Below are 16,008 nucleotides of genomic sequence, written 5' to 3'. Positions count from 1 at the left end.
CGTTGCGGATGGATCAGGAGAAGGACCATTTGCTGCGTCTGGGCACCCGGACGGCGAGCATCGGCTTGATCAGGGGTGAGCGGAAGCGGGTGAGATCGAGCGCCTCGTGCACGCCTTTGGTGCGTTCTCCGTTGAGCGTGGTTTCCACGGCTGAGCGGGAGTAGAATGGCGCGTCGAGCATGTTTTGCACTTGCCGTGCCTGCGCCCCTGCGTCGCCACGCGTTTCCCGTTTGACCGCCCAGAGGGAGCGGCGCATGGGCGCTTTGGGAGGCAGGGGGATTTCGGACGCCTTGCCATCCTCACCGAAGTGGAAGGCGGCGGCGAGTTCCGAGCCGTCGAGCCGCGTGGCGTCGTAGAAGCAGGTGGCGCCGTCCCCGGTTGGGTAGCGGCCCCAGGTCCAGTAGCTGAAGTCTTCTTCCAGTGCGCGGGTTCCGAAATTGGCGTCGAAATAGCCTTCGCCCGACCACTGCCAGCCGGGCCGGTCGATGTCGACCTCGATGCGGCTGCGTGGGGCGAAGGGGCGCCAGATGTGGCTGTCGTCGTCCGTGAGGGCGAGTTCAACGTTTGTGAGGGCGGAGGGGATGACCCGGATCTGGCCCTTGATCCGCGAGATGAGGGGCGGGGACGAGATTTCGTCGATGTCGATGATCAGCGTGTCGTCTTCCCACCGCATCATCGACGGGCCAACCTCGAACCGTGACGCTGTTTGCCGGAGTGCGGAGGCGCCCCGGTCTGTCATCGTGAACCGGCCGCCTTTGCCATAAGTGGCGACGTTGATGCAGACGTGGTTTTGCGGGTTCTTGCGGCCGGACCAGCGATACCAGGGCGAGAAGACCGAGCCGATGAAGCCGATCACCGACACCGCGCGGGTGCCGCAATCGCTTAGGCCGTCGACATACCACCACGCGTAGCCGTTGGGGCCGACCTCGATGTTGAAATTTGGTCGCTCAAGATCGCCTCGACCGCGTGCCGGGCGGAGAGGGTGGCCATGGGCACACCGGCCCCCGGGTGCGTCCCCCCGCCCGCGAGATAGAGGTTCGGGATTTGCGTCCCGGCGGTGGGGCGTTGGAGCGCCGCTGTCAGCCCGTGCGGAGTCTGGCCGTAGAGTGCGCCGAGACTTGCCGGGAACATCTGCCCGAACGCTTGGGGCGTCGTTATCGTTGTCGTATCCGGGGTCGGGCTGAAGCTGATCCCGTGCTGCGCCATCTGGTGCGTGATCTGATGAAGCCATGGGGAGAGGTCCTCCGAGGTGTCTTCGGCTGTTGCCGATTCGTTTGTGTCGCCCGTTGCGGGCGCGTTTGTGATGATCTCGAACCGTTCAAGTTGGGGTGGGTCGCCGTCCTGGCCGCGGTCGAGGGCGCAGATGTAGAAAGACGGGTGGGCCGGGACGCGGCCTGCCATGAGGTCGTTGAATTCGGACTGGGCATCTTCGGCGAAGAAGACGTTGTGGTGGGCGAGGTCGGGGCCGTGCGGTTTGGCCGCGAAGCTGAGGACGCGGGCGGAAAAGCTGCGCTTGGCCTTGGCCGTTTGCGGGGCGATATGCGCTGTGTCGGGTCCGAGTGTGCCCGTTGCCAATGCGCGGGGGTCGCCAGCATGCACCAGCACGTCGCAGGGCAGGCGTGTTCCGTTCTGCAGGTTTATGGCTATGGCCCGTCCATCTTGAATGTCGATCCCATCCACATGCGCGTTCAGGACGGTGTCGACGCCGCTTGCGTCCAGCACATGCAAGAGCGCCTGTGTCAGCTTGTGCATCCCGCCCTTGACCACCCAGACGCCATTTGCCTCGGCCTGCCAGATCAGGGACAGGATCGCGGGGGCGTGGGTGGGGCTGCCGCCCACATAGGTCGCGTAACGGCCAAAGAGTTGCCGGAGCCGTGGGTCGCGGAAGCTGCGTTTGAGCAGGCCTTTGAGCGTTGAGAGGGGCGCCATGGCCGGGATGAGGTGCGGTTGTGTCAGCACGTGTTTGGTGAGTGCCGAGAGTTTTGGTTCCGGCGACTGCATCATCGGTGCGTCGAAGGCCGAGAACAGCTGGCGCGTGCGTTTGGTGAATTTGAGGAAGTCCGCCACCGCCTCGTTTCCGCCGAAGGCCCGGAGGGCGCCGATGGTGCGGTCTTCGTCTGCGTATAGGCTGAGTTGGCTGCCGTCCGGCCAGAAGTGGCGGGCCAGTTCATCCTGTTTGATCAGCGTCACGTGGTCTTCGAGCCTTGTGCCCAATTGCTCAAAGAGATCGTCAAAGACATGGCGCATTGTCAGCACGGTGGGCCCTGCATCAATGGGCCCTGCGGGGGAGGGGATGGTGCGGATCTTGCCCCCGACTGTGCTGTGACGTTCCAGCAGTGTTACCGCGAACCCGGCGGCCCGCAGCCGCACAGCGCAGGCAAGGCCGGCGATGCCCGCGCCGATGATCACGGCGCGTTGCGGGGCGGGGGCAGTGACGTGGGTCATGGGGTGGAATGTTGACTCGTGACAGGCAATGTGTCCAGTATGATTTACACTTTGGTGTACGCCTGAAGTGACATTTGTACCGAAAGGGAGCGACGCGCATGGGCCTGAGCACGCGGATCGAGACGGCGATAGCTGAGGCTGTGGCGGTCGGGCAGGGGGCCGGTCGTGCCACGCCGCCCAAACTGGCGAGCGCCTTGCACTATGCCACGGCCCCCGGTGGTGCCCGCATTCGTCCGACGATCCTCATGTCCGTGGCCATGGCCTGCGGCGATGATCGCCCTGCCGTTTCAGACGCGGCGGCGTCAGCGCTGGAGATGATTCACTGCGCGTCTCTCGTTCACGATGATCTGCCGTGCTTTGACGATGCGGATATGCGACGTGGGAAACCTTCGGTGCACAAGGCCTATTCCGAACCGCTTGCCGTGCTGGCGGGCGACAGCCTGATCGTGCTGGCCTTTGAGACATTGGCGCGGCAGTCAGGGCACGCGCCTGAGCGGGTGGCGCAGTTGATCATGACCCTGGCCCAGCGGACCGGGATGCCCGGCGGTATCTGTGCAGGTCAGGGATGGGAGAGCGAGGATCAGGTCGATCTGAAGGCTTACCATCAGGCCAAGACCGGCGCGCTGTTCATCGCTGCCACGCAGATGGGAGCCATTGCGGCGGGGCAAGAGGCCGAGCCGTGGTTTGAGTTGGGTGACCGGATTGGCGAGGCGTTCCAGGTGGCCGACGATTTGCGCGATGCGCTGTATGACGAGGCGACGCTGGGCAAGCCTGCGGGTCAGGACGATCTGCATGGGCGGCCCAATGCGGTGGCGCAGTTGGGCGTGCAGGGGGCGATCAGCCGCCTCAAGGATATTCTGGGTGGGGCCATCGCCTCGATCCCGTCATGCCCCGGTGAGGCGCAGCTGGCCGAGATGGTGCGCATGTATGCGGAGCGGCTGACGCCTGTGGTGTCACCCACCACCGTTCCAGGCGAATGACAAGCGAGGCCCAAGACCTGCCTGCGTGGCGTGGCGGCTGGCTGAACCGGTTGGTTGCGCGCCCCGGGTTTCAAAGCTGGGCCAGTAAGTTTCCCCTCACCCGATCCCGGGCGCGCGCCGATGGCGCGGCGCTGTTCGATGTGGTGCAGGGCTTTGTTCAAAGTCAGGTGCTGATGGCGCTGGTCGAACTGGACCTGTTCCGGAGGTTGCGCGCTGGCGCTCAGAGTGCCGAGGTGCTGGGGCGTGCGTGCGACGTGCCTGCGGAGCGGATGCAAGTGTTGCTCCAAGCCGGGGCGGCGCTTGGGCTCCTCAAGCGGAAGCGTGGACGGTTTGCGCTTGCGCGGAAGGGGGCGGCGTTGATGGGCGTGCCCGGGTTAGAAGCGATGATCCGGCATCACAAGGCGTTCTATGACGATCTGCGTGATCCGGTGGCGTTGTTGCGCGGGCCGGACGAAACCAAGCTGAGCCAGTTCTGGCCTTATGTCTTTGGCGGTGACGTGGCGGCGGGGGACGCGGCGATCTATTCTGACCTGATGGCGCAGTCTCAGCGGCTGGTGGCCGAGGACACGTTGCGCAGCGTGTCGCTGAAGGGTGTGCAGCACGTGTTGGACATCGGGGGCGGCACGGGCGCTTTTCTGGAAGCGGCGGGCCATGCGAACCGTGAAATGAACATGACCCTGTTCGATCTGCCGCCCGTGGTGCCCGATGCGCAGGCACGGTTTGATGCGGCCGGGATGACGGAACGGGTCCGCATAGTGCCGGGGTCGTTCCGTGAGGATGCTTTGCCGGGCGGTGCGGATGCGATTTCACTGATCCGCGTTCTCTATGATCATGCTGACGACACGGTGCGCGCCCTGCTGGCATCGGTGCATGATGTCCTGCCCCCCGGCGGGCGGTTGATCGTGTCCGAACCGATGGGCGGCGGTGCGCGGCCCGAGAGGGCAGGGGATGTGTATTTCGCATTTTACACGATGGCGATGCAGACGGGCCGTGCCCGGTCGGCAGAGGAGATCGGGGCGCTTTTGAGCGAGGCGGGCTTTGATCAAGTGCGCTGTCCGACGCCTGCGCGCCCCTATGTCACCCGCGTTGTGACGGCGGTGCGTCCAGTCTGATTCACAAGAAAGTGTCCAATCTAATTGACACAATGATATGTCCAACTAGAATGACACATAACGACAAAGCGTCGCCCTGAGTCTCTTTCAAAGGAAACCGGGCAATTGCGACGCCCGAACATGGAGATGACCTTGGACACTTCTGCCGTCCTACTGAAAGGTCCCAAAGACCTTGATGTCGACACGCTGGCGCTGACGGCGCCTGGGGCAGGTGATCTGGTTGTCGAAGTCACACACTCTGGCATTTCGACGGGCACGGAAAAGCTGTTCTGGTCGGGCGATATGCCCCCGTTTCCCGGCATGGGCTATCCACTGGTGCCGGGCTACGAGGCTGTTGGTGAAGTGGTAGAGGCCGGTGTGCTGACCGGGTTCAAGGCCGGCGACCGTGTGTTCGTGCCGGGGTCGAATTGTTTCGAAGGTGCCTTTGGCCTGTTTGGTGGGGCGGCGAAAACGCTGGTCACCGACAGCGAGCGTGTGACTCGTATTGATCCCAAGTTGGGGGCGGAGGGCGCATTGCTGGCCTTGGCCGCCACCGCCCGTCACGCAATGGCTGGCATGAACAAGGCCGTGCCGGACCTGATCGTGGGCCATGGTGTGCTTGGCCGGTTGCTGGCCCGGTTGACCATCGCCTCGGGCGCGCCTGCGCCGATGGTGTGGGAGATTGACCCTGCCCGTCGGGACGGTGCGCAGGGGTACGAGGTGCTGCATCCCGATGATGACAAGCGCCGCGACTATCGGTCGATCTATGATGCGTCGGGGCAGGGTGACCTGTTGAACGATCTGGTGGGTCGCATCGCCAAGGGTGGTGAGATCGTGCTGGCCGGGTTCTATTCCGCACCTTTGTCTTTCGCCTTTCCACCCGCTTTCATGAAAGAGGCGCGGTTCCGCGTGGCCGCCGAATGGACCCGCGAAGATTTGGCCGCGACCCGTGCGCTGGTCGAGTGCGGCGCGCTGCGGCTGAATGGGCTGATCACACATACCAAGCCTGCAGCAGATGCGCGCGGCGCTTACGAGCAGGCGTTTACCGACCCGTCCTGCCTGAAGATGATTTTGGATTGGGAGCACTGATCGTGAAAGACGAAGTACCGAACCTCAAGGATTTCGACCAACGTCTGCGCGATGAAGCTCACGAAGACCTGGCCGATATCGTCGCAGAAGAGCCCACATCCAAGACGCAGATCATCGCGATCTACGGAAAGGGCGGGATTGGCAAATCCTTCACCCTCGCCAACCTGAGCCACATGATGGCGGAGCAGGGCAAGCGCGTGTTGCTGATTGGCTGCGATCCGAAGTCGGACACCACCAGCCTGCTGTTTGGCGGCAAGGCGTGCCCGACCATCATCGAAACCTCGACCCGCAAGAAACTGGCGGGTGAAGAGGTGAAGATAGGTGACGTGTGTTTCAAGCGTGGCGGTGTCTTTGCCATGGAGCTGGGCGGCCCTGAAGTCGGGCGCGGCTGTGGTGGGCGGGGCATCATCCATGGGTTTGAGCTGCTCGAGAAGCTGGGATTTCACGATTGGGACTTTGACTATGTCCTGCTCGATTTCCTGGGTGACGTGGTCTGTGGCGGCTTTGGTCTGCCCATCGCGCGGGACATGGCGCAGAAAGTGATCCTGGTCGCGTCGAACGATCTGCAGTCGCTTTATGTGGCCAACAACGTCTGTTCGGCGGTGGAGTATTTCCGCAAGCTGGGCGGCAATGTGGGCGTGGCCGGGCTGGTCATCAACAAGGATGACGGGTCGGGTGAGGCGCAGGCCTTTGCCGAAGCCGTGGACATTCCGGTGTTGGCGTCCATTCCGCAGGATGATGATCTGCGCAAGAAATCCGCGAATTATCAGATTGTCGGCACGGACACGTCCCAATGGGGTGCCCTGTTTGCCGCATTGGGAGAGAACGTGGCCGTCGCACCGCCGGTGCGTCCTGCGCCCTTGTCGCAGGATGGGCTGCTTGATCTCTTTGACGGGTCCGAGACGGGGGCGGGCATTGAATTGATCCCGGCCACGGACATGGACATGCGCGGCAAGAATGCAGCACCGAAAGAGTCCCTTGAAGTGGTGTATGACGACGCATGAGCACCAAGGTCACATATGACACCGCTGACGCAGTGGAGGTGACCAAGGGCCACCCGCGGGAGGCAGAGATGCCTGTGGTGGAGGCGCCTGTGGATGGTCTGGGCTGTCATTCAGGGTCCGAGATGGAAAAGGCCGCGCGGATGACGGGCAACTCCGAGATGTTGGACAAGTTTGCCGCTGACTATCCGCAAGGGCCCCATGACAAACCGCAAAGCATGTGCCCGGCATTCGGGTCGTTGCGTGTGGGTCTGCGGATGCGCCGCGTGGCGACTGTTTTGTCCGGCTCGGCCTGCTGTGTTTATGGCCTGACCTTTGTGTCCCATTTCTACGGGGCGCGGCGGTCTGTTGGTTATGTGCCTTTCAATTCCGAAACGCTGGTGACCGGTAAACTGTTCGAGGACATTCGCGAGTCTGTCCACGATCTGGCCGACCCCGATAAATACGACGCGATTGTCGTGACGAACCTGTGTGTCCCGACTGCATCTGGCGTGCCGTTGCGGCTGTTGCCGGACGAGATCAATGGGGTTCGGATCGTCGGGATCGACGTGCCCGGATTTGGCATTCCGACCCATGCAGAGGCCAAGGATGTTCTGGCTGGGGCGATGTTGAAATACGCCCGCGCCGAAGTGGAGGCCGGGCCGGTGGCTGCGCCCGTGGGTGGGAAATCTGATCGCCCGACCGTGGCGCTGCTGGGAGAGATGTTCCCGGCCGATCCCATGATGATCGGGCAAATGCTGGCGCCTTTGGGGCTGGCTGCAGGGCCGGTGGTGCCGTGCCGTGAGTGGCGGGAGCTTTATGCTGCGCTCGACAGTGCGGTCGTGGCGGCGGTGCATCCGTTTTACACGGCTGCTGTGCGCGAGTTTCAGGCGGCTGGCCGGCCGGTTGTTGGCTCGGCCCCCGTGGGGCGTGATGGCACCGCCGCCTGGTTGAAGAATATCGGTGCTGCCTATGGCTGTAGCTCTGACCAAGTGGCCGAGGCGCAGAACGCTGTCCTTCCGGCGATTTCTGGTGCCTTGGCTGCGACGCCGATCAAGGGAACCATCACGTTGTCGGGCTATGAAGGTTCCGAGTTGCTGGTCGCCCGTCTGCTGATCGAGAGCGGGGCGGAGGTGCCTTATGTGGGCACGGCCTGTCCGCGGACGCCTTGGAATGCTGAAGATCAGACGTGGCTGGAAGCCAAGGGCGTGAAGGTCAAATTCCGCGCGTCGCTGGAAGATGATTGTGCCGCTATGGAAGCGGTGCAGCCGGACCTCGCCATTGGCACGACGCCTGTTGTGCAGAAGGCCAAGGAGCAGGGAATCCCCGGGCTCTACTTCACCAACCTGATTTCGGCGCGGCCCCTGATGGGTGTGGCCGGGGCTGGATCGCTGGCTGAAGTCATCAATGCTGCCATCGCCAACAAGGGGCGCATGGATCACATGAAGGCCTTCTTTGAAGGTGTGGGCAAGGGCGATACGGCTGGTGTCTGGGAAGGTGCGCCGAATACGCGGCCTGATTTCCGGGCGCAGAATCTGAAGAAGCTGGAACGTCAAGCCAAGGCCGCTAAGGCGGCGGAGATGATTTGATGGATATGGGCACTCATATCCACATGAGCGCGAAGGGACGCGCCCGAGCCTGGGTGGGTGCTTGCCACGCTTCAGTGATGCAATACGCCGGATGCGCGCAGGTCACGGGTTCGGAGCGAGACGTCACCAATGCGCCCTCCCGGGGGGAGGGTCGGGCGCGGCCCGGCCTGAAGTCGGGCATGACAGTTCAGCTGTCTGGAGGTGCCCCATGCTGATCATGGATCACGACAGGGCCGGTGGATATTGGGGTGCGGTTTACGCGTTCTGCGCCGTGAAAGGCCTGCAATGTGTGATTGACGGCCCTGTAGGTTGCGAGAACCTGCCGGTGACGTCCGTCCTGCACTACACCGACGCGCTGCCACCGCATGAATTGCCCATCGTGACCACTGGTCTGGGCGAGGAAGAGCTGGGCCGCGACGGCACCGAGGGTGCCATGAAGCGGGCCTGGGGCACGTTGGACCCTGCACTGCCTGCCGTCGTTGTGACCGGTTCCATTGCCGAGATGATCGGCGGGGGTGTCACCCCCCAAGGCACGAATATTCAGAGATTCCTGCCGCGCACCATTGATGAGGATCAGTGGGAAGCGGCGGATCGGGCGATGACCTGGATCTTTACCGAATTCGGTATGACCAAGGGTCGGATGCCGCCCGAGAAGAAACGCGAGGAATGTGCGCGTCCTCGCGTCAACATCCTCGGCCCGATGTATGGCACGTTCAACATGCCATCCGATCTGGCCGAGATCCGCAGGCTGGTCGAAGGGATCGGCTGCGAGGTCAACATGGTGATGCCCCTGGGCGCCCATGTGGCCGACATGCGAAATCTGGTGAATGCGGATGTGAACATTTGCATGTACCGCGAGTTCGGGCGCGGGTTGAGCGAGCTTCTTGCCAAGCCGTATCTACAAGCCCCGATAGGGGTCGAGAGTACCACCAAGTTCCTGCGCGCACTGGGGAACCTGGTGGGCCTCGACCCCGAACCTTTTATCGAGCGCGAAAAGCATTCGACGCTCAAGCCAGTGTGGGACCTGTGGCGGTCTGTCACGCAGGATTTTTTTGCCACCGCATCTTTTGCGGTCGTGGCGAACGAGACCTATGCAAGAGGCCTGCGTCTGTTCCTTGAGGACGACATGGGGCTGCCGTGTGCTTTCGCGACGGCGCGCGTTGCGGGCAAGAAAACCAACAACGAGGAAGTGCGCGCATGGATGGGCCAGAAGCGCCCGCTCGTTGTCTTTGGGTCCATCAATGAAAAGATGTATCTGGCGGAGCTGAAGGGCGGACATGGCCCAAGCCCCGCATTCATTCCGGCCAGTTTCCCCGGTGCCGCGATCCGGCGCGCCACGGGGACACCCTTTATGGGGTATGCCGGGGCCACGTATGTCATTCAGGAGGTCTGTAATGGCCTCTTTGACGCTCTTTTCCATATCCTGCCACTGGGGACAGATATGGATGCGGCGGAAGCGACCCCAACCACGCTGCGCCGCGATTTTCCCTGGGACGAAGATGCCCAGGCCATGCTGGACCGGATCGTGGCCCAGCACCCCATCCTGACCCGGATTTCCGCGGCAAAGACCCTGCGCGATGCGGCTGAGCAAGCAGCCCTCGCCAGCGGAGCGGACCGGGTTGTGATCGAAACTGTGCGCGCTCTCGATCCCGCTTTGGCGGGGTCGTCCGACATGAAAGATCCGGCCTTGGCCGGGTCGTCAGACAACGTTTCCGAGGGAGGAACAGCATGACTGACATGACATCGAACATGGCGACCGAGGCCCCCGCCAGAAAGCGCAACAGCGAGAAGACCGAGTTCATGGTCTATTTCGCGATCATCTTTGTGGCGACATTGCCGCTGGCCTGCCTGACCTGGGCGCTGGCCGCGATCAAGTCGCGCAGCTTTACCGACAAGGGCCCGATGGCCCGGGCCTGGACCCAGGCGCGGATCATCACGCCGATGATCTTTAACGCGTGAGCTGCGTCACAAACATAACTTCGGGTCTGCGTTTGCGTGGACCATTTAATGTCCTCGGCCTGTGTGCGCCTGCCGAGACACGAGACTGGACGCCTGCCTGCAGGTGGACAGAGCCCGGAGGGGGTGACCCCAAAGGACCCGGCCGCGGGGTGCGCGGCGTCAGCATTGATTTCCGGAGGAATGACTATGGCTGAAAACCTGTCTTTTACAGGTCTTACAGACGAGCAGGCGCAAGAATTGCACGCTGTCTACATGAGCGGGCTCTGGCTTTTCACAGCCGTGGCCGTTGTCGCTCACTTGGCAACGTACATCTGGCGTCCCTGGTTCGCGAACGGTTGGTAAGGACAAGACATGGCAAAGTTCTACAAGATCTGGCTCATTTTTGATCCTCGCCGCGTGTTCGTTGCGCAAGGCGTCTTTCTGTTCCTGCTGGCAGCGATGATTCACCTCGTCCTGCTGAGCACGGAGCACTTCAACTGGTTCGAGCTGGCTGCCCAAGGCGCCCAGTAAGAGCTGGTCCGAAGGGATCATCAAGATCGCTGCGGGCGGGGCTTTCAGTGCGCCCCCGCCTGCCCGCAGCAAACCCATTCTGACACTACCAAGACGGCTGACGACCCGACCCGGGCCGCGCCGCCAAACGCGGAGATAGAGAGATGGCCTTGCTGTCCTTCGAACGAAAGTATCGCGTCCGCGGAGGGACGCTGATCGGCGGCGATCTGTTCGACTTCTGGGTCGGTCCATTCTACGTGGGCTTTTTCGGGGTCACGACCGCCTTTTTCGCCCTTCTGGGCACTATCCTGATTTTCTGGGGCGCATCCCAACAGGGTACCTTCAATCCATGGCTGATCAACATCGCGCCGCCGGACCTAAGCTATGGTCTGGGCATGGCGCCCCTGCTGGAAGGCGGGCTGTGGCAGATCATCACGATCTGTGCCACGGGCGCGTTCATCAGCTGGGCCCTGCGCGAGGTTGAGATCTGCCGCAAGCTGGGCATGGGGTATCATGTGCCTATCGGCTTCAGCTTTGCCATCCTGGCCTATGTCACGCTGGTGATCTTCCGCCCCTTCCTGATGGGTGCGTGGGGGCATGGCTTCCCATACGGGATCTTCAGCCACCTCGATTGGGTGAGCAATACCGGCTACGCGTATCTGCACTTCCACTACAACCCGGCACATATGCTGGCCGTCACGTTGTTCTTCACGACCACGCTGGCGCTGGCGCTGCACGGGGCGCTGATCCTGTCCGCCGCCAACCCCGAAGAGGGGGAACTGGCCAAGACGCCGGATCACGAGGATACGTTCTTCCGTGACTTCATCGGTTATTCGATCGGCACGCTTGGCATTCACCGTCTGGGCTGGCTGCTGGCCATCAATGCGGTGTTCTTCTCCGCCGTGTGCATTATCATCTCTGGTCCCGTCTGGACGTCCGGCTGGCCCGAGTGGTGGAACTGGTGGCTGAACCTGCCGATCTGGGGCGCTGATCCGCTGCCAGTCTATCAATCCGGCTTTGGGGGATAGCGCCATGTTCAATATCGAATATCAAAACATATTCACCCAGGTCCAAGTTCAGGGCAAACCCGAATGGGGCATGGACGACAGCGGTGAGATGATGGCCGAGCGGGGCGGCAAGCCTTGGTTCTCGACCCTCGCAGGTTGGATCGGCAATGCGCAGATCGGACCCATTTACCTCGGCTGGACTGGCATGTTGTCGCTGGCGACGGGCCTGATCTGGTTCGTGATGGTTGGCATCAACATGCTGAGCCAGGTTGGGTTCTCGATCCCTGAGTTCATCCGCCAACTGTTCTGGCTGGCGCTTGAGCCGCCATCGCCGGAATACGGGCTGTCCATGCCGCCGCTGGATGAGGGCGGCTGGTACATCATCGCCAGCTTCTTTCTGTTGGTTTCGGTGATGACATGGCTGCTGCGGAGCTACCTGCTGGCGAAAGAGCACAAGATGGGCAAGCACGTGTTCTGGGCCTTTGCGTCCGCCGTGTGGTTGTTCCTGGTGCTGGGTCTGTTTCGTCCCGTCCTGATGGGATCGTGGAGCGAGGCCGTACCTTACGGTATCTTCCCGCACCTCGACTGGACCACGGCGTTTTCGATCCGCTACGGCAACCTCTACTACAACCCGTTCCACTGTCTTTCGATTGTGTTCCTCTATGGCTCTGTCCTGCTGTTCTGCATGCATGGCGGCACCATTCTGGCCGTGACCCGCTATGGCGGCGACCGCGAGTTGGAGCAGATCTATGACCGTGGCACGGCGACCGAGCGGGCGGCCCTGTTCTGGCGCTGGACCATGGGGTTCAACGCCACGATGGAGGGCATTCACCGCTGGGCCTGGTGGTTTGCGGTGCTGACCCCGATCACGGGTGGTATCGGCATCCTGCTGACCGGCACGGTGGTCGACAACTGGTTCATCTGGGCGCAGGAGCACAACTTTGCCCCCGCCTATGACGGTGCATATGGCTACGAGGACTACGGGTCGTACGAAGCCTTCATCGGGAAGGAGAACTGATCATGCTGCCCAAGTGGTTCAATGAATGGAACAAGGCCAATCCGACCAATGTTTTCGGGCCGGCCATCGCCATCGGCATTGTCGGGAGCGCTGTCTTTGTCGCCGCCTTGTTGGTGACATGGGGCAACCCGGTCCAGACCGAGAGCATGCAGACGGGTCCACGTGGCACGGGCATGTCGGTGCCGGAATACAACGTGGCCCGCAAGGCCGAGGATCCGACGGTGGCGGGCTACAGCTCGGCTCCGCCGGTTGTCCCCGGGGCTGGTGCTGCGCGTGCCGGTGATGTGATCGACAATGCCGAGCCGTTGCTGGCGGACCTGACGCCGGAAAACTACGAGCGTGTCGTGAATGCGATGCGCACGTGGACCGGTATCAGTGTGCTGTTCGATGGCGAGGAGAACTACCAGACGGTCGTCGCGCGGCGCATGATCCAAATGACCCAGAACCTGAACGAGAACTGGGCGGGCCATGTCAACGTGAACGGGGATGCGGGCGTGAACTGCTATACCTGTCACCGCGGTGAGGCCGTGCCCAGCGACATCTGGTTCAATGTCACGCCGGTCAATGAAAACGTCGGCGGCTGGGCTGCGGATCAGAACCGTGCCACGTCGATGAGCTCGTCAACCTCGCTGCCGTCTACGGCGCTCGAAGTCTATCTGACCGACTATGATAGTCTCGTGAACGTGCATGATCTGGAAAGTCGTGTGGCAGGTGTGCCGGGCCTCGACGAAGAGGTTCACACGATCCAGAAGACCGAGATGACCTATTCGCTGATGAACTATTTCGCGAACTCTCTGGGGGTCAATTGCGTGTTCTGCCATAACAGCCGGGCGTTCTATGACACGGCGCAGGTGACGCCGCAGTGGTCCACCGCCCAGCAGGGTCGCCAGATGGTGATCGAGCTGAACCAGGAGTACCTGATCCCGCTCAAGGACACCTATCCGGCCGAACGTCTTGGTCCGATCTATGCCGATGCACCGAAGGCGGGCTGCCGGACGTGTCACAAGGGCTATCAGAAGCCTCTGCAAGGCATGAACATGGTGGCCGATTGGCCTGAACTCGCGTCGACCGAGGCACCTGTTTACGAGTGACGGTCCCGGGCGGGCGATACGCCCGCCTTACCGCGCTCTCGTAAGGCGGAGGTGTCCTCCGCCCACGTGGCGCAAAGAGATGTGGCGGGGGTGGCACGCACCTTCCCCGTGACGCCAGGCGCGGGTCTATGGCTTCCTTGACCCACGCACGGGATCGATGATCCCGGTTCCCTTCCTGTTGGCTACAGGAACCTGGCGTCGTGCTTGAACCCTCAGGCACGACGCCTTTTTGCCCCAGGGATCTGCTTGGCAAGGCAGGTGGGGCGAGTTGAAAGGACGTGCGCAATGACTAAGACACCTCTTCTGGATACCGTGGCTGGCCCCGCTGATTTGAAGCGGTTGAGCGATGCTGAACTGTCCCGATTGGCGGATGAGTTGCGCGGCGACGTGATTGACGCCGTCAGCCGGACGGGTGGACATTTGGGGTCGTCCCTAGGTGTTGTCGAATTGACCGTTGGCATTCACGCTGTCTTTGACACTCCGCGCGACAAGCTGATCTGGGATGTGGGTCACCAGTGTTATCCGCACAAAATCCTGACGGGCCGTCGCCACCGTATGCCGGGTCTGCGCCAAAAGGACGGGATCAGCGGGTTTACAAAGCGGGCGGAGAGCGATTTCGATCCTTTTGGGGCGGCGCATTCCTCCACCTCGATCTCTGCTGCCTTGGGCTTCACCGTGGGCCGCGACATGGGCATGCCGACGGGCGACGCGATTGCCGTGATTGGCGATGGGTCCATCAGCGCAGGCATGGCTTACGAGGCGCTCAACAATGCGGGCCATGAGGGGCGGCGGTTGTTCGTGATCCTGAACGACAACGAGATGTCCATCGCCCCGCCCACCGGCGCCATGAGCACCTATCTGTCGAACCTGTCCCGCAATTCCCCCTTCGCGCCGCTCCATGCCATTGCCGAGGGGATGGAGGCCGCCTTGCCCAAACCCATGCGTGATGGAGCCCGCCGGGCGCGAGAGATGGTGACGGGGGTTGAGAGCCGGGGCACCTTCTTTGAGGAACTGGGATTTGACTATATCGGCCCGATTGATGGGCATGACATGGGGCAGGTGCTTTCGGTGCTGCGGGCTGCGCGGACGCGGGCCACGGGGCCGGTGCTGATCCATGCCTGTACGGTTAAGGGCAAGGGCTATGCTCCCGCCGAGGGGTCGGCGGACAAGTATCACGGTGTGTCCAAGTTCGACGTGGAGACGGGCGAACAGTCGAAGGGCAAGAGCAACGCGCCGTCCTACACGTCTGTCTTTGGAGAGACATTGGCCGATCTGGCGGCGAAGGATCCGACGATTGTGGCCGTGACCGCCGCCATGCCCTCGGGCACCGGGGTCAACAAGATGGCCGACCGCTTTCCGGGGCGCGTTTTTGACGTCGGCATTGCGGAGCAGCATGGCGTGACCTTTGCCGCCGGGATGGCGGCGAGCGGGTTGAAGCCGTTTTGCGCGATCTATTCGACCTTCTTGCAGCGCGGCTATGATCAGGTTGTGCATGACGTGGTGTTGCAGGGTCTGCCTGTGCGCTTTGCCATCGACCGTGCGGGTTTGGTGGGGGCTGATGGGGCCACCCATGCGGGGTCTTTTGACATTGGGTACCTGGCGTCCTTGCCGGGGATCGTGGTGATGGCGGCTGCCGATGAGGCGGAGTTGGTGCATATGGTCACCACCGCCGCCGCCCATGACAGCGGACCGATTGCTTTCCGTTATCCGCGCGGCAATGGGCGTGGGGTCGAGATGCCGGAACAGGGCGAGGTGCTGGAGATCGGCAAGGGTCGGGTGATCCAGGAAGGTTCGGACGTGGCGCTGTTGTCGCTGGGCACGCATCTGGATGCCTGCGAGCGGGCCGCCGCGCGGCTGGAGACGGAGGGGCTGTCGGTGTCCATTGCAGATGCGCGCTTTGCCAAGCCCTTGGACATGGGGATGATCCGCGACCTTGCCGCGCGCCATGAGCTGCTGGTGACGGTGGAGCAGGGGGCGATGGGTGGTTTTGGGGCCATGGTGTTGCAGACCATGGCTGCCGAAGGGCTGCTGGATCAGGGCCTCAAGGTGCGCACGATGCATTTGCCCGACCGGTTCATTGATCAGGCCAGCCCGGATGAAATGTACGAGGATGCCGGTCTGACTGCGGCGGATATTGTGAACACCGTGCGCGATGCCGTGGGGCGGACCGAAAGCAATGTGGTCGACCTGATCGCTGGAGAATGACGCGCTGACGCGCGGCATGATTTTATTCAGGAGGGCCTTTTCAGACCCTCCTGAGACTATGCCTC

15 protein-coding genes are annotated in these 16,008 nt (G+C 62.4%); 13 read left to right on the top strand and 2 right to left on the bottom strand.

The window, feature by feature from the left end:
* Positions 1-13: 13 nt before the first annotated feature.
* Both crtC and crtD read right to left on the bottom strand, forming a co-directional pair.
* The gene (gene crtC / locus IE087_RS21765) at positions 14-862 is read right to left on the bottom strand and encodes a carotenoid 1,2-hydratase (protein ID WP_506004847.1); all 849 of its coding nucleotides are present in this window, start codon (positions 860-862) and stop codon (positions 14-16) included.
* A 20-nt stretch (positions 863-882) separates the two neighbouring features.
* Complete coding sequence (gene crtD / locus IE087_RS21760; protein WP_189371643.1) at positions 883-2,445, bottom strand: 1-hydroxycarotenoid 3,4-desaturase CrtD; 1,563 nt, start codon at positions 2,443-2,445, stop codon at positions 883-885.
* Between the two features lie 98 nt (positions 2,446-2,543).
* Between crtD and IE087_RS21755 the strand changes: the two genes are divergently transcribed.
* From IE087_RS21755 to dxs, 13 genes are all read left to right on the top strand, one after another.
* Positions 2,544-3,425 (top strand): polyprenyl synthetase family protein, encoded by an 882-nt coding sequence (locus IE087_RS21755; RefSeq protein WP_189371641.1) that lies wholly within the window; start codon positions 2,544-2,546, stop codon positions 3,423-3,425.
* A complete protein-coding gene (locus tag IE087_RS21750; RefSeq protein ID WP_229801521.1) occupies positions 3,422-4,537 on the top strand; it encodes a methyltransferase in 1,116 nt (371 codons plus the stop codon). Before IE087_RS21755 ends, IE087_RS21750 begins: the two co-directional genes overlap by 4 nt.
* Before the next feature lie 132 nt (positions 4,538-4,669).
* On the top strand, positions 4,670-5,605 hold the full coding sequence (gene bchC / locus IE087_RS21745) for a chlorophyll synthesis pathway protein BchC (RefSeq protein WP_189371690.1): 936 nt from the start codon (positions 4,670-4,672) through the stop codon (positions 5,603-5,605).
* Between the two features lie 2 nt (positions 5,606-5,607).
* Positions 5,608-6,609 carry a chlorophyllide a reductase iron protein subunit X gene (locus IE087_RS21740; RefSeq protein WP_189371639.1) on the top strand — a complete coding sequence of 334 codons (1,002 nt, stop codon included), beginning with the start codon at positions 5,608-5,610 and terminating at the stop codon, positions 6,607-6,609.
* A complete protein-coding gene (gene bchY / locus IE087_RS21735; RefSeq protein WP_189371638.1) occupies positions 6,606-8,174 on the top strand; it encodes a chlorophyllide a reductase subunit Y in 1,569 nt (522 codons plus the stop codon). Before IE087_RS21740 ends, bchY begins: the two co-directional genes overlap by 4 nt.
* Before the next feature lie 208 nt (positions 8,175-8,382).
* The gene (gene bchZ / locus IE087_RS21730; protein ID WP_189371636.1) at positions 8,383-9,906 is read left to right on the top strand and encodes a chlorophyllide a reductase subunit Z; all 1,524 of its coding nucleotides are present in this window, start codon (positions 8,383-8,385) and stop codon (positions 9,904-9,906) included.
* A complete protein-coding gene (gene pufQ / locus IE087_RS21725) occupies positions 9,903-10,133 on the top strand; it encodes a cytochrome PufQ (RefSeq protein ID WP_189371634.1) in 231 nt (76 codons plus the stop codon). Before bchZ ends, pufQ begins: the two co-directional genes overlap by 4 nt.
* 186 nt (positions 10,134-10,319) lie before the next feature.
* Complete coding sequence (gene pufB, locus IE087_RS21720; RefSeq protein ID WP_039688894.1) at positions 10,320-10,475, top strand: light-harvesting antenna LH1, beta subunit; 156 nt, start codon at positions 10,320-10,322, stop codon at positions 10,473-10,475.
* Positions 10,476-10,484: 9 nt separating this feature from the next.
* Positions 10,485-10,643: a light-harvesting antenna LH1, alpha subunit gene (pufA, locus tag IE087_RS21715; protein WP_189371632.1), complete on the top strand. Its 159-nt coding sequence runs from the start codon at positions 10,485-10,487 to the stop codon at positions 10,641-10,643.
* A 143-nt stretch (positions 10,644-10,786) separates the two neighbouring features.
* Positions 10,787-11,650: a photosynthetic reaction center subunit L gene (gene pufL, locus IE087_RS21710; protein WP_189371630.1), complete on the top strand. Its 864-nt coding sequence runs from the start codon at positions 10,787-10,789 to the stop codon at positions 11,648-11,650.
* Between the two features lie 4 nt (positions 11,651-11,654).
* Entirely contained in the window at positions 11,655-12,647 is a 993-nt protein-coding gene (gene pufM, locus IE087_RS21705) for a photosynthetic reaction center subunit M (RefSeq protein ID WP_189371628.1), read from the top strand.
* A gap of 2 nt (positions 12,648-12,649) precedes the next feature.
* Positions 12,650-13,738, top strand: a complete 1,089-nt coding sequence (pufC, locus tag IE087_RS21700) for a photosynthetic reaction center cytochrome PufC (protein WP_189371626.1) — start codon at positions 12,650-12,652, stop codon at positions 13,736-13,738.
* Positions 13,739-14,023: 285 nt separating this feature from the next.
* Positions 14,024-15,943, top strand: a complete 1,920-nt coding sequence (gene dxs, locus IE087_RS21695; protein ID WP_189371624.1) for a 1-deoxy-D-xylulose-5-phosphate synthase — start codon at positions 14,024-14,026, stop codon at positions 15,941-15,943.
* Positions 15,944-16,008 lie beyond the last annotated feature (65 nt).

It is taken from the genome of Tateyamaria omphalii, from assembly GCF_014651375.1.
GTDB lineage: Bacteria > Pseudomonadota > Alphaproteobacteria > Rhodobacterales > Rhodobacteraceae > Tateyamaria > Tateyamaria omphalii.
This window is presented reverse-complemented; position numbering and strand designations above follow the sequence as displayed.

What these genes read in the sequence shown, in the direction of transcription:
- crtD (WP_189371643.1), bottom strand. Translation starts at nt 2,445, where the DNA reads ATGACCCACGTCACTGCCCCCGCCCCGCAACGCGCCGTGATCATCGGC.
- IE087_RS21755 (WP_189371641.1), top strand. Translation starts at nt 2,544, where the DNA reads ATGGGCCTGAGCACGCGGATCGAGACGGCGATAGCTGAGGCTGTGGCG.
- IE087_RS21750 (WP_229801521.1), top strand. Translation starts at nt 3,422, where the DNA reads ATGACAAGCGAGGCCCAAGACCTGCCTGCGTGGCGTGGCGGCTGGCTG.
- bchY (WP_189371638.1), top strand. Translation starts at nt 6,606, where the DNA reads ATGAGCACCAAGGTCACATATGACACCGCTGACGCAGTGGAGGTGACC.
- bchZ (WP_189371636.1), top strand. Translation starts at nt 8,383, where the DNA reads ATGCTGATCATGGATCACGACAGGGCCGGTGGATATTGGGGTGCGGTT.
- pufQ (WP_189371634.1), top strand. Translation starts at nt 9,903, where the DNA reads ATGACTGACATGACATCGAACATGGCGACCGAGGCCCCCGCCAGAAAG.
- pufB (WP_039688894.1), top strand. Translation starts at nt 10,320, where the DNA reads ATGGCTGAAAACCTGTCTTTTACAGGTCTTACAGACGAGCAGGCGCAA.
- pufA (WP_189371632.1), top strand. Translation starts at nt 10,485, where the DNA reads ATGGCAAAGTTCTACAAGATCTGGCTCATTTTTGATCCTCGCCGCGTG.
- pufL (WP_189371630.1), top strand. Translation starts at nt 10,787, where the DNA reads ATGGCCTTGCTGTCCTTCGAACGAAAGTATCGCGTCCGCGGAGGGACG.
- pufM (WP_189371628.1), top strand. Translation starts at nt 11,655, where the DNA reads ATGTTCAATATCGAATATCAAAACATATTCACCCAGGTCCAAGTTCAG.
- pufC (WP_189371626.1), top strand. Translation starts at nt 12,650, where the DNA reads ATGCTGCCCAAGTGGTTCAATGAATGGAACAAGGCCAATCCGACCAAT.
- dxs (WP_189371624.1), top strand. Translation starts at nt 14,024, where the DNA reads ATGACTAAGACACCTCTTCTGGATACCGTGGCTGGCCCCGCTGATTTG.